General features: G+C 71.4%; 10 protein-coding genes. 6 read left to right on the top strand and 4 right to left on the bottom strand.

Going from position 1 to position 11,829, the window contains the following annotated elements:
* Positions 1 to 71: 71 nt before the first annotated feature.
* Together ACSP97_RS11115 and ACSP97_RS11110 are read right to left on the bottom strand one after the other, a co-directional pair.
* Positions 72 to 524 carry a hypothetical protein gene (locus tag ACSP97_RS11115; protein WP_440557314.1) on the bottom strand — a complete coding sequence of 151 codons (453 nt, stop codon included), beginning with the start codon at positions 522 to 524 and terminating at the stop codon, positions 72 to 74.
* The gene (locus ACSP97_RS11110; RefSeq protein ID WP_358304802.1) at positions 521 to 1,120 is read right to left on the bottom strand and encodes a TetR/AcrR family transcriptional regulator; all 600 of its coding nucleotides are present in this window, start codon (positions 1,118 to 1,120) and stop codon (positions 521 to 523) included. The genes ACSP97_RS11115 and ACSP97_RS11110 overlap by 4 nt, the downstream gene beginning before the upstream one ends.
* Positions 1,121 to 1,238: 118 nt before the next feature.
* Here ACSP97_RS11110 and ACSP97_RS11105 point away from each other — a divergent pair, with 118 nt between their 5' ends.
* The 3 genes from ACSP97_RS11105 (at position 1,239) to ACSP97_RS11095 (ending at position 6,004) form a co-directional block, all read left to right on the top strand.
* Positions 1,239 to 1,988 carry an SDR family NAD(P)-dependent oxidoreductase gene (locus ACSP97_RS11105; RefSeq protein WP_440557312.1) on the top strand — a complete coding sequence of 250 codons (750 nt, stop codon included), beginning with the start codon at positions 1,239 to 1,241 and terminating at the stop codon, positions 1,986 to 1,988.
* Between the two features lie 14 nt (positions 1,989 to 2,002).
* Entirely contained in the window at positions 2,003 to 2,752 is a 750-nt protein-coding gene (locus ACSP97_RS11100; protein WP_355144085.1) for an SDR family oxidoreductase, read from the top strand.
* Between the two features lie 252 nt (positions 2,753 to 3,004).
* On the top strand, positions 3,005 to 6,004 hold the full coding sequence (locus tag ACSP97_RS11095) for a bifunctional [glutamine synthetase] adenylyltransferase/[glutamine synthetase]-adenylyl-L-tyrosine phosphorylase (protein ID WP_440557310.1): 3,000 nt from the start codon (positions 3,005 to 3,007) through the stop codon (positions 6,002 to 6,004).
* A gap of 15 nt (positions 6,005 to 6,019) precedes the next feature.
* Here ACSP97_RS11095 and ACSP97_RS11090 read toward each other — a convergent pair whose 3' ends face one another.
* Both ACSP97_RS11090 and ACSP97_RS11085 read right to left on the bottom strand, forming a co-directional pair.
* A complete protein-coding gene (locus ACSP97_RS11090; protein WP_382014808.1) occupies positions 6,020 to 6,874 on the bottom strand; it encodes a phosphatase PAP2 family protein in 855 nt (284 codons plus the stop codon).
* Positions 6,875 to 6,994: 120 nt separating this feature from the next.
* Positions 6,995 to 8,029: a LacI family DNA-binding transcriptional regulator gene (locus tag ACSP97_RS11085; protein ID WP_355144079.1), complete on the bottom strand. Its 1,035-nt coding sequence runs from the start codon at positions 8,027 to 8,029 to the stop codon at positions 6,995 to 6,997.
* A 377-nt stretch (positions 8,030 to 8,406) separates the two neighbouring features.
* On the opposite strand from ACSP97_RS11085, the gene ACSP97_RS11080 reads away from it, so the two are divergent.
* From ACSP97_RS11080 to ACSP97_RS11070, 3 genes are all read left to right on the top strand, one after another.
* The gene (locus tag ACSP97_RS11080) at positions 8,407 to 9,678 is read left to right on the top strand and encodes an extracellular solute-binding protein (protein WP_355144077.1); all 1,272 of its coding nucleotides are present in this window, start codon (positions 8,407 to 8,409) and stop codon (positions 9,676 to 9,678) included.
* A 101-nt stretch (positions 9,679 to 9,779) separates the two neighbouring features.
* Positions 9,780 to 10,784, top strand: coding sequence for a carbohydrate ABC transporter permease (locus ACSP97_RS11075; protein ID WP_355323591.1), 1,005 nt, complete (start codon positions 9,780 to 9,782; stop codon positions 10,782 to 10,784).
* A 19-nt stretch (positions 10,785 to 10,803) separates the two neighbouring features.
* On the top strand, positions 10,804 to 11,709 hold the full coding sequence (locus ACSP97_RS11070; protein WP_355144073.1) for a sugar ABC transporter permease: 906 nt from the start codon (positions 10,804 to 10,806) through the stop codon (positions 11,707 to 11,709).
* Positions 11,710 to 11,829 lie beyond the last annotated feature (120 nt).

The following is an 11,829-nucleotide window of genomic DNA, read 5'->3' as shown; positions in this document are numbered from 1 at the left end:
GGGCCCGCGAGCCCGGCACGATCCAAACGAGAGGCCCTGGCTTTTGTCGACGGCGAGTTCGCCGTTCAGGATCACCATGCGCAGGTCGCGGAGACCGTGGCGGCGGGGTGGCCGTCGCGGCCGGTGATGCCGCAGCCGGTCGCCGGCAGTCGCGGTCCCCGCAGGGTGCCCGCGGCGATCCCGGCCCGGGTGTCCAGGATCGCGTCCGTCGGATCGCCCACCGACTTGATGGTGCTGATCCCGTGCTCCAGGAACAGCCCGAGCCGCCCGGGAAGTTCGTTCTCCTCGAAGGCCCGCAGCGAATCGGGGCCGGTGACGGCGTGCACGTCGTAGAAGTGGATGTGGGTGTCGATCAGCCCCGGCACGACCCAGCCGCCGGCCGCGTCCACCTGCTGTCTGCCCCTGAGCGGCTCGGGCGACACGGCGGCGATCTCCGCGCCGTCGACGGCGACGTCGTACCGGCCGGTGAGCGCCCGGTGGCCGTCGAAGACACGTGCGCGGCTGATCACGAGGTCGTGGGTCACGCGCGCAGCCCGTCCACCGCCGCGTCGACCGCCGCCAGGGCCGCGGTCCTGTCGAGCCCCGCCCTCGACACCAGCGACAGTCCTTGGACCAGGTAGAGCAGCATCTGGGCCTGGGCCTCGGGGCGGGCGCCGTCCGTGACCTCGCCGGCGGCCTGGGCGCGGCGGAGCGCGTCGGCGACGATGTCGGTGAACCGGCGGTACGAGCGGGTGACGACGTCCGTGGCCTCACTGTCCTGGGGGACGAGTTCGGCGGTCGTGTTGCCGACCAGGCAGCCCTGCGGCACGCCCGCGTCGGAGACCAGTTCGTCCAGCCGCACGGGATGGGACAGGATCTCGCGCAGGGCGGGCAGGAGCGGGCTGGTGTCGAGCGCGGCGGTCAGGTGCCGCTCGTACACCTCCCAGTAGAGCCTGACGGCTTCGAGGTAGAAGCGGCGCTTGTCGCCGAACGCGCCGTAGAGGCTGCCGCGCTCGACACCGAGTGCGTCGACCAGGTCCTGGATCGACGTCGCCCCGTATCCCCGGGACCAGAACAGTTCGAGCGCGCGCTCCAGCGTGCGGTCCTTGTCGAACTCGCGGGGGCGTCCGGTTCGTGCCATGAGCGTGATCCTACGACTTCTTGACTGGCCGTTCAAGAAGTCGTAGCTTCCGTTGCGGATACTTCTTGAACGCATGCACAGAAGTCGGCCGCTCCGGCCGGCGTGAAGGGCGAAAGCAATGGAATTCGCAGGCAAGACGGCACTCGTCACCGGGTCCGGCGCGATCGGCGGACTCGGACACGCGACGGCCAGGGTGCTGGCCGCGGGCGGGGCCGACCTGATCCTGACCGGCACCGATCCGCAGCGCGGTGCCCAGGTCGTGGCAGACCTCCGCGCGGCCGGCGGCGAGTCCGCCGCATCGGTGCGTTTCGTCGCCGCCGACGTGTCCGACCCGGCGGGCGTGCGACAGCTGGCCGAGGGCGCCGGAGCCGTCGACATCCTGGTCAACAACGCGAGCGTCATGACGTTCTCCCCGACCACCGGGCAGGACCTTACGAGCTACGAGGCCGCCTTCGCGGTCAATGTGCGCGCTCCGTTCCTGCTCACCGCCCTGCTCGCGGAGAAGATGGCCGCGAGCGGCGGCGGCAGCATCGTCAACGTCAGCTCCACCGCGGCCGGGCTCGGCATGCCGGGCATGGCCGTCTACGGCGCCACCAAGGCGGCCCTCGAATCGCTGACCCGCACCTGGGCGGCGGAATTCGCCGGGTCGAACGTGCGGGTCAACGCCGTCGTCCCGGGCCCGATGCGCACCGCGAAGGTGGTCGAGGCGATGGGCCCGGACATGGGCGGCATGGGCCTGACCACCGCGCTCAAGCGCACCTCCGACCCGGCCGAGGTGGCCCAGGTGATCGCCTTTCTCGCCGGCGACCGGGCCAGCTACATGACCGGCGCGATCGTGGCCGCCGACGGCGGCCGCACCGCGATCTGAGGGGAGACAGGATCATGGATCGTCTCGCGGGAAAACACGCGCTGATCACCGGGGGGACGAGCGGGATCGGGCTGGAAACGGCCCGGGAGTTCCTCGCCGAGGGAGCGACCGTCGCCATCACCGGCCGGTCACGGGAGAGGCTGGACGCGGCAGCCCGGCAACTGGACGGCCCGCTGCTGACCATCGTCAGCGACGCCGGCGACGTACCCGGTCAGGCGGTGCTCGCGGCGCGGCTGCGGGAGGAGTGGCCGAAGCTCGACATCCTCATGAGCAACGCCGCCGACGTCACCCACCTGCCGATCGAGGCATGGACCGAGGAGGCGTTCGACCGGCTCCTCGCGACCAATCTCAAGTCGCCGTTCTTCCTGATCAGGGACCTGCTGCCGCTCTTCTCCGCGCAGTCCTCGGTCATCCTCGTCGGCTCGGTCTCGGCGTACATCGGACACGAGAACGCGACGGTCTACGGCGCGGCCAAGGCGGGCCTGCTCTCCTACACGCGCGGGCTCACCCATGAGCTGAAGGACCGGGGCATCCGCGTCAACGGACTGAGCCCGGGCCCGACGGTCACCAACGTGTTCGCGTCCCTCGGGCCCGAGCGCCGGGCCGCCCTCTACGAGGAACTCCGGCGGACCGTGCCCCTCCACCGCCTCGGAACCGCCACCGAACTGGCGAAGGCGGCGGTCTATCTCGCCTCGGACGAGTCCGCGTACACCGCGGGGACCGTACTGCGCGTCGACGGCGGCATCGGGCAGCTCGCGTACTAGGCCATTCCTGGAAAGGCCCAGGCATCGTCCGGCACAGGAGAGGTGTCCCCCGCAGCGGACGGCGACGCGCTGCCCGAGAGGCTTCGGCCCCTCGGGCGGGGCGTCGCCGGCGGGTCCCCCGGCCTCCGGGCCGGGGGCGATCCGAGCGGGACGGCACCGGCCGTGATCACCGCGTGCGGCACCTCCCCCGGCACGGCCCGGCGCGGGCGACTACGCTCCACCCAGGACCAGTGACCCGAGGGGAGCCCCAGAATGACGCCGGGCCGCAGAAGCAGCACCTTCACGCGCCTGCTCCGACACGGCTTCACCGACGCCACCGCCGCCGAGCGGCTGCTCGACACCCCCGAACTGGCCCCCGTCCGCAACGATCCCTTCCTGCTGGAAGCCCTGGGCGCCACCGCCGACCCCGACCTCGCCCTGCACGGCCTGGTCCGCCTCCTGGAGGCCCAGCCCACCCCCGCCGCCCGCCGCGAACTCCTCGACACCCTGATCGCGGCCAAGCCGCTGCGGGACCGCCTCCTCGGAGTGCTGGGCGCCTCCGCCGCCCTCGCCGACCACCTCGCCCGCCACCCCGGCGACTGGCAGGCCCTGGTCACCTACGAGTCCCAGGACCTCCACCCCGGCGTCGGCGAGTTCGAACGCTGCCTGGCCGGGGCCGCCGATCCGGTCGCCCTGCGCATCGCCTACCGCCGCTGCCTGCTGTCCATCGCCGCACGGGACGTCTGCGGCACCACGGACGTGGCCGAGACCGCCGCCGAACTCGCCGACCTCGCCACCGCCACCCTGCGTGCCGCGCTGGCCATGGCGCGGACCGAGGCGCCGGCCGACGCCGCCGCCTGCCGCCTCGCCGTGATCGGCATGGGCAAGTGCGGCGGCCACGAACTGAACTACGTCTCCGACGTGGACGTGATCTTCGTGGCGGAGGCGACGGAGGGCACCGACGAGACCAAGGCCCTCACCGCCGCCACCCGCCTCGCCTCCCACCTGATGCGCATCTGCTCGGAGACCACCGTCGAGGGCTCCATCTGGCCGGTGGACGCCAACCTCCGCCCCGAGGGCCGCAACGGCCCCCTGGTCCGCACCCTCTCCTCCCACCTCGCCTACTACCAGCGCTGGGCCAAGACCTGGGAGTTCCAGGCCCTGCTCAAGGCCCGCCCGGTGGCCGGCGACCAGGACCTCGGCCAGGCCTACCTGGACACCCTGCACCCCCTGGTCTGGCAGGCGGCCGACCGGGAGAACTTCGTGGCCGACGTGCAGCAGATGCGCCGCCGCGTCGTGGACAACATCCCGCCCACCGAGGTCGAACGAGAACTCAAGCTGGGCCCCGGCGGTCTCAGGGACGTCGAATTCGCCGTACAGCTCCTCCAGCTGGTGCACGGCCGCACCGACACCACGCTGCGCAGCGGCACCACCCTCAAGGCCCTCGCGGCGCTGGCCGCCGGCGGCTACGTCGGCCGGGAGGACGCCGCCCGCCTCGACGAGGCCTACCGCTTCCTGCGCACGATGGAACACCGCATCCAGCTCTACCGCCTGCGCCGCACCCACCTCGTGCCCGAGGCCGAGGAGGACCTGCGCCGCCTCGGCCGCTCCCTCGGCCTGCGCGCCAACCCGGTCACCGAGCTGACCCGGGAGTGGAAGCGGCACACCACGGTCGTCCGGCGCCTGCACGAGAAGCTGTTCTACCGCCCGCTGCTGGACGCGGTCGCCCAACTCGCCCCCGGCGAGACCCGCCTGAGCCCCGAGGCCGCCCGCGAACGCCTGGTCGCCCTCGGCTACGCCGACCCCGCCGCCGCCCTGCGCCACCTGGAGGCGTTGGCCTCCGGAGTGACCCGCAAGGCGGCCATCCAGCGCACCCTGCTGCCCGTCCTCCTCGGCTGGTTCGCCGACTCGGCCGACCCGGACGCGGGCCTGCTCAACTTCCGCAAGGTCTCCGACGCCCTCGGCAAGACCCCCTGGTACCTGCGGCTCCTGCGCGACGAGGGCGCCGCGGCGGAGAACCTGGCCCGTGTGCTGTCCGCGGGCCGCCTCGCCCCCGATCTGCTGATGCGCGCCCCCGAGGCCGTGGCGCTCCTCGGCGACGGCGACGGAGCGGGCCTCTCCCCCCGGGGCCGCGCGGCCCTGGAACAGGAGATCCTCGCCGCCGTGGGCCGCGCCGAGAACGGCGAGCAGGGCGTCACCGCCGCCCGCGGGGTGCGCCGCCGCGAACTGTTCCGCACCGCCGCCGCGGACATCGTCGGCTCGTACGGCACCGAGGCCAGCCCGGTCGAGGCCGACCAGGGCGCCCTCGTGGACCTGGTCGGCGCGGCCGTCTCCGACCTCACCGCCGCCACCCTCGCCGGCACGCTGCGCGCCGTGGTCCGCTCCGGCTGGGGCGACACCCTGCCCACCCGGTTCGCGATCATCGGGATGGGCCGCTTCGGCGGGCACGAACTGGGCTACGGCTCCGACGCGGACGTCCTGTTCGTGCACGAGCCGCAGGAGGGCGTGGACGAGCACGAGGCCGCGGCGGCCGCCCACAAGGTCGTCTCCGAGATGCGCCGACTGCTCCAGCTGCCCAGCGCCGACCCGCCGCTGCTGATCGACGCCGATCTGCGCCCGGAGGGCAAGTCGGGCCCGCTGGTGCGCACCCTGAAGGCGTACGAGGCGTACTACCGCCGCTGGTCCCTGGTCTGGGAGTCCCAGGCGCTGCTGCGCGCCGAGCCGGTGGCCGGCGACCCGGAACTGGGCCGTCGCTTCACCGAGCTGATCGACCCGCTGCGCTACCCGGCGCGGGGCCTGACCGAGGACGCCGTACGGGAGATCCGGCGGCTGAAGGCGCGGATGGAGTCGGAGCGGCTGCCGCGCGGCGCCGATCCGAGGCTGCACACCAAGCTGGGCCCCGGCGGCCTGTCGGACGTGGAGTGGACGGTCCAGCTGCTCCAGATGCGGCACGGCCACGAGATCGAGGGCCTGCGCACGACCCGGACGAGGGCGGCGCTGGCGGCGGCACGGGACGCGGGACTGCTGGGCGAGGAGGAGACGGCGATCCTGGACGAGGCCTGGGTGCTGGCCACTCGGGTCCGCAACGCGGTGATGCTGGTCCGGGGCCGCGCGGGGGACACCTTCCCCACCCAGCCCCGGGAACTGGCCGCGGTGGGCCGCTACCTCGGCTACGGCGAGGGCCACGTCGGCGACATGCTCGACGACTACGGCCGTACGACCCGCAGGGCCCGCGCCGTCATGGAGGAGCTGTTCTACGACGACGTGCACTGAGCCGCGCCGGGGCCGTCAGGGCCGGGCCGGCTCGGGCGCGGGTCCGGGCGCCACCACCCGCGGCAGGGCGTACGGCACGGCGCCGTACCAGGCGCGGGCCACCAGGAACCCGAACGACAGGCACAGCACGCCGCCCACCGCGTCCAGCCAGAAGTGGTTCGCGGTGGAGACGATCACCAGCAGGGTCAGCGCCGGGTACAGCAGCCCCAGCACCCGCACCCACGGCACCGACGCCAGCGCGAAGACCGTCAGCCCGCACCACAGCGACCAGCCGATGTGCATGGACGGCATCGCCGCGTACTGGTTGGACATGTGCTTGAGGTCCCCGGAGGCCATCGAGCCCCAGGTGTGGTGCACCATCACGGTGTCCACGAAGTGCCCGCCGCGCATCAGCCGGGGCGGCGCAAGCGGGAACAGGTAGTAGCCCACCAGCGCGCCGCCCGTGGTCGCGAAGAGCGCCAGCCGGGCGGCCGCGTACCGGCCCGGATGCCACCGGTACAGCCACACCAGCACCGCGATGGTGATGACGAAGTGCAGGGTGGCGTAGTAGTAGTTCATGCCGATGATCAGCCAAGTCACCGAGTTCATGGCGTGGTTGACCGATCGCTCGACGTCGATGCCGAGCGCGCCCTCCGCGGACCAGATCCAGTCCGCGTTGCGCAGCGCCTTGCCCTTCTGCTCCGGGACGGCGTTGCGGATCAGCGAGTACGTCCAGTAACTCACCGCGATCAGAAGGATCTCGAACCACAGCCGGGGTCTGCGCGGCCGTCGCAGCCTGCCCAGCACACCCCGGCTGTCCCTGTCCGTGACGGCCTGCGGACCGGCCTGTTCCTCGCGACCTTCCCACTGCGTCACGGTCGAGTCACTCATGGACATCAAGTCTGCCAGAAAAGACTTCTTCGCCCGATCATCCCAAGGTCGGGTCCGTACCGCACCTTCTACGACGTACGGACGAGTGCGGACGTACGGACGCGCGCGGCGCCCGCCCCGTCAGGAGGCCCGCAGCGCGTGCGGCGCCGAGGCCGTCGAGCCCCGCACCACCAGCTCCGGCATGAACACGAACTCGCTGTGCGGGGCGGGCGTACCGCCGATCTCCTCCAGGAGCGTGCGCACCGCGGCCTGGCCCATCGCCGGGACCGGCTTGCGGACGGTGGTGAGCGGCGGGTCCGTGAAGGCGATCAGCGGGGAGTCGTCGAAGCCGACCACCGAGAAGTCCGTGGGCACTTCCAGGCCCCGCTGGCGGGCGGCCCGTATGGCGCCCAGGGCCATCATGTCGCTGGCGCAGACGACCGCGGTGCAGTTCCGGTCGATCAGCGCCGACGCGGCCGCCTGGCCGCCCTCCAGGGTGTACAGCGAGTGCTGCACCAGCTCCGACTCCACGACCTCCGCGCCGAGCCCCAACTGGTCCTGCACCGCCCGCACGAAGCCCTCGATCTTGCGCTGCACGGGCACGAACCGCTTCGGTCCGAGCGCGAGCCCGATCCGGGTGTGGCCGAGGGAGACCAGGTGGGTCACCGCAAGCGTCATCGCGGCCCGGTCGTCGGGGGAGATGAACGGCGCCTGCACCAACGGCGAGAACCCGTCCACCAGCACGAACGGCACGCCCCGGGCGCGCAGTCGCTCGTAGCGCTGCATGTCCGCGGTGGTGTCCGCGTGCAGCCCGGAGACGTAGATGATGCCCGCGACCCCGCGGTCCACCAGCATCTCCGTGAGTTCGTCCTCGGTGGAGCCGCCGGGGGTCTGGGTGGCGAGCACGGGGGTGTAGCCCTGGCGGGTCAGCGCCTGGCCGATGACCTGCGCCAGGGCCGGGAATATCGGGTTCTCCAGCTCCGGCGTGATCAGGCCTACCAGGCCCTCGCTGCGCTGCCGCAGCCGTACCGGGCGCTCGTAGCCCAGCACGTCCAGGGCGGCGAGCACGGACTGGCGGGTGGTGGCGGCGACGCCCGGTTTCCCGTTGAGGACCCGGCTGACGGTCGCTTCGCTCACCCCCGCCTGCGCAGCGATGTCGGCAAGCCGTGTGGTCACGCCACTGGACTGTACCGGCCGTCTCCCGCCTTGCCCACCGCCCGGGCGCCGGGCGCGCCCGGTCGGACGTCCCGCTACGGGTTGCTGCCTCATCGCGCTCCCTGGAGTTGGTGGTGGCAAGAGCTTGCAGAGTCTTGCACAAGTCGGCCGACGTCGCCTCACCCGCTTCATTCCACGGTTGCCGGCCGGTCGAGGCCGGGTTACGGCGCGATAACCATCGTGTCCCCTTGCACTTTTTTTCTGCAAGGTCTTTCGCGGCGCTTACAACGCTGTTACGTTCCTGGTCGCCCGGCCGCGGCAACGGCGCAGTCGGCAAGTCGCAGGGGCGGGCGGGACCGCCCCCTGTACCACTCGGGCTTTACCCTCAAGGAGAACTCATGCGGCGTGGCATAGCGGCCTCCGCGCTGGTGGCGTCCCTCGCCCTGGCGGCGACGGCGTGCGGCGGCGGGAGCGGCGACGGCAAGTCGGACGGCCCGGTGACCATCACCTGGTGGGACACCTCCAACGCCACCAATGAGGCGCCGACCTACAAGTCCCTGGTGCAGCAGTTCGAGGCTGCCAACAAGGACATCAAGGTCAAGTACGTCAACGTCCCGTTCGACCAGGCGCAGAACAAGTTCGACACGGCCGCGGGCGCCACCGGTGCCCCCGACGTGCTGCGCTCCGAGGTCGGCTGGACCCCCGCCTTCGCCAAGAAGGGCTACTTCCTGCCGCTGGACGGCACCGAGGCCCTCGCCGACCAGTCCAAGTTCGAGCCGAACCTGATCAAGCAGGCCCAGTACCAGGGCAAGACCTACGGCGTGCCGCTGGTCACCGACACCCTGGCCCTGATCTACAACAAGGCCCTGTTCAAGAAGGCCGGCATCACCACGCCGCCCAAGACCTGGGACGAGCTGAAGTCGGACGCCGCCAAGGTGCAGGACAAGACCGGCGCCTACGGCTACTGGGGCTCCACCCAGGGCTACTACGGCCAGCCGTTCCTGTACGGCGAGGGCAGCGACACCGTCGACGCCGCCGCCAAGAAGGTCACCATCGACACCCCGGCCGCCAAGAAGGCGTTCGGCACCTGGCTGAGCCTGTTCTCGGGCAAGGGCCTGCACAAGGCCGACACCACCCCGGACGCCTACGCCCACATCCAGGACGCGTTCGTCAACGGCAAGGTCGCCTCGATCATCCAGGGTCCCTGGGAGGTCACGAACATCTACAAGGGCAGCGCCTTCAAGGACAAGTCCAACCTGGGCATCGCCGTCGTCCCGGCCGGCTCCACCGGCAAGGCGGGCGCCCCGACCGGCGGCCACAACCTCTCGGTCTACGCCGGCTCCGACAAGGCGCACCAGGCCGCGGCCCTGAAGTTCGTCAAGTTCATGACGTCGGCCTCCTCCCAGGAGACGATCGCCCTGAAGAACGCCACCCTGCCCACCCGTTCCGACGCCTACACCGCGAAGGTCACGGCCGACCCGGGGATCGCCGGCTTCCAGGGGGTGCTGTCCGCCGCCCAGCCCCGCCCGGCGCTGCCCGAGTACGGGTCGCTGTGGGCTCCGCTGGACACCGAGCTGCCGAAGATCGCCAGTGGCAAGGAGTCGCTGGACACGGGCCTGAACAACGCCGGTGTCGCCATCGGCAAGCTGGTCCCCGACTTCAGCAAGTGAGCCCGGCAGGCCGTCGGTCGCCCCCACCCACGAGGGGGGCGACCGACGGCCGCCGCCCTGCGCCCGGCCCCCCGTTCTTGAACCATTGAAGGTGTCGAACCATGACAGTCGCCATCGACCGCGCGACCGGCAAGCGCCGCGGTGACCGCGCGCCTCGGCCCGGGCTGGGGCAGCGCATCAGAAACGGCTACCAGAAGTACTGGTACGCCTACGCGATGATCGCCCCGGTGGTCGTCGTGCTCGCCGTCCTCGTCGGCTACCCGCTGGTGCGGGGCTTCTACCTCACCCTGACCGACGCCAACAGCCTCAACTCGGCGCGCACCATCGGCGTCAACCACATCGCGGCGACCTACAAGTTCGTCGGGCTGTCCAACTACAAGGAAATCCTGTTCGGCCCGCTGTCCTACGACCGGTTCTGGTCCCACTTCCTGTGGACGATCGTCTGGACGGCCGCCTGTGTGACCCTGCACTACACCATCGGCCTCGGCCTCGCGATGATGCTCAACCAGAAGCTGCGCGGCCGCACCCTGTACCGGGTGCTGCTGGTGCTGCCCTGGGCCGTGCCGACCTTCGTGACCGTGTTCTCCTGGCGGATCATGCTCGCCGACTCCGGCGCGCTCAACCAGGTCCTGCACGCGCTGCACCTGCCGCAGCCGCAGTGGCTGGAGGACACCTTCTGGCAGCGCTTCGCCGCGATCATGGTCAACACCTGGTGCGGTGTGCCGTTCATGATGCTGTCGCTGCTCGGCGGCCTCCAGTCCATCGACTCCTCCCTGTACGAGGCGGCGAAGATGGACGGCGCGAACGCCTGGCAGCGCTTCCGGCACGTGACCCTGCCCGGTCTGCGCGCGGTCAGCTCCACCGTGGTCCTGCTCGGCGTCATCTGGACCTTCAACCAGTTCGCCATCATCTTCCTGCTGTTCGGGCCGACCAGCGCCCCGGACGCGCAGATCCTCGTCACCTGGTCCTACTACCTGGGCTTCGGCCAGCAGCCGCGCGACTTCGCCCAGTCCGCCGCCTACGGCGTGCTGCTGCTGTCCATCGTGACCGTCTTCACCTCCTTCTACTTCCGCTGGCTGAAGCGCAATGACCAGCTCGCCGTCTGACGCCGCAGGAGCCGCCGCCATGAGCACCACCACCCTCGACACGCCGGCCGACGCACCGGCCCCCGCCGCCGAGCCCGCCCCGCGGGGCCGCCGGCCGGGCGAGCGCGGCCCCCTCGGAACCGTCCTGCTGCACGCGGGCCTGGTCGTCGCGAGCCTGATCGCGCTGGCCCCGGTGGCCTGGCTGATCTACCTCTCGCTCGGCCCGGCCAAGGACGACTACCTGCACCCGGGCAAGATCGCCGGGAAGATGAGCTTCTCCAACTACGGCTTCGTGCTGCAGCACACCGAGTTCTTCGACTGGTTCAAGTCCACGATGATCGTGGCCCTCGGCACCACCGTGGTCGGCGTGCTGCTCGCCGCGACCACCGGCTACGCGGTCTCCCGGATGCGGTTCCCCGGCTACAAACAGCTGATGTGGGTCCTGCTGCTCACCCAGGCGTTCCCGATCGCCGTGCTGATCGTGCCGATGTACCAGATCTTCAGCGACCTGGGGCTCATCGACTCCTACTGGGCGCTGATCCTCGTCAACTGCACCACCGCGGTGCCGTACAGCGCCTGGCTGCTCAAGGGCTACTTCGACACGATCCCCTTCGAGATCGACGAGGCCGGCCGGGTGGACGGGCTCACGCCGTTCGGCACCTTCTTCCGGCTGATCCTGCCGCTGGCCCGCCCGGGTCTGGCCGTCGCCGCCTTCTACAACTTCATCACCGCGGTCGCCGAGGTCGCCTTCGCGACCACCTTCATGCTGGACGACTCCAAGTACACCTTCTCCGTCGGCCTGCAGACCTTCGTCAGCCAGCACGACGCCGAGTGGAACTACATGGCCGCCACCGCGGTGCTGATCGCGATACCCGTGGCGGTGTTCTTCTACCTCGTGCAGAAGAACCTGGTCACCGGTCTCACCTCCGGCGGCACCAAGGGCTGACGCCCGAGCACACGAGGCTCCCGCGCGTCCCACCGCGCGGGCAGGCGGCCGCGGTGCCCTTCCGACCCCGCCGGCACCGCGGCCGCCTCGTTCCGTCCCCCCGGTCCGCCGCCACCGCCG

This window comes from Streptomyces sp. SCPE 10 (genome assembly GCF_051980735.1).
GTDB classification, from domain to species: domain Bacteria; phylum Actinomycetota; class Actinomycetes; order Streptomycetales; family Streptomycetaceae; genus Streptomyces; species Streptomyces misionensis.
The sequence above is the reverse complement of the archived record's forward strand: the minus strand, read 5'-3'. Positions and strand labels throughout refer to the sequence as shown.

What these genes read in the sequence shown, in the direction of transcription:
- ACSP97_RS11110 (WP_358304802.1), bottom strand. Translation starts at nt 1,120, where the DNA reads ATGGCACGAACCGGACGCCCCCGCGAGTTCGACAAGGACCGCACGCTG.
- ACSP97_RS11080 (WP_355144077.1), top strand. Translation starts at nt 8,407, where the DNA reads ATGCGGCGTGGCATAGCGGCCTCCGCGCTGGTGGCGTCCCTCGCCCTG.
- ACSP97_RS11095 (WP_440557310.1), top strand. Translation starts at nt 3,005, where the DNA reads ATGACGCCGGGCCGCAGAAGCAGCACCTTCACGCGCCTGCTCCGACAC.
- ACSP97_RS11090 (WP_382014808.1), bottom strand. Translation starts at nt 6,874, where the DNA reads ATGAGTGACTCGACCGTGACGCAGTGGGAAGGTCGCGAGGAACAGGCC.
- ACSP97_RS11105 (WP_440557312.1), top strand. Translation starts at nt 1,239, where the DNA reads ATGGAATTCGCAGGCAAGACGGCACTCGTCACCGGGTCCGGCGCGATC.
- ACSP97_RS11070 (WP_355144073.1), top strand. Translation starts at nt 10,804, where the DNA reads ATGAGCACCACCACCCTCGACACGCCGGCCGACGCACCGGCCCCCGCC.
- ACSP97_RS11075 (WP_355323591.1), top strand. Translation starts at nt 9,780, where the DNA reads ATGACAGTCGCCATCGACCGCGCGACCGGCAAGCGCCGCGGTGACCGC.
- ACSP97_RS11100 (WP_355144085.1), top strand. Translation starts at nt 2,003, where the DNA reads ATGGATCGTCTCGCGGGAAAACACGCGCTGATCACCGGGGGGACGAGC.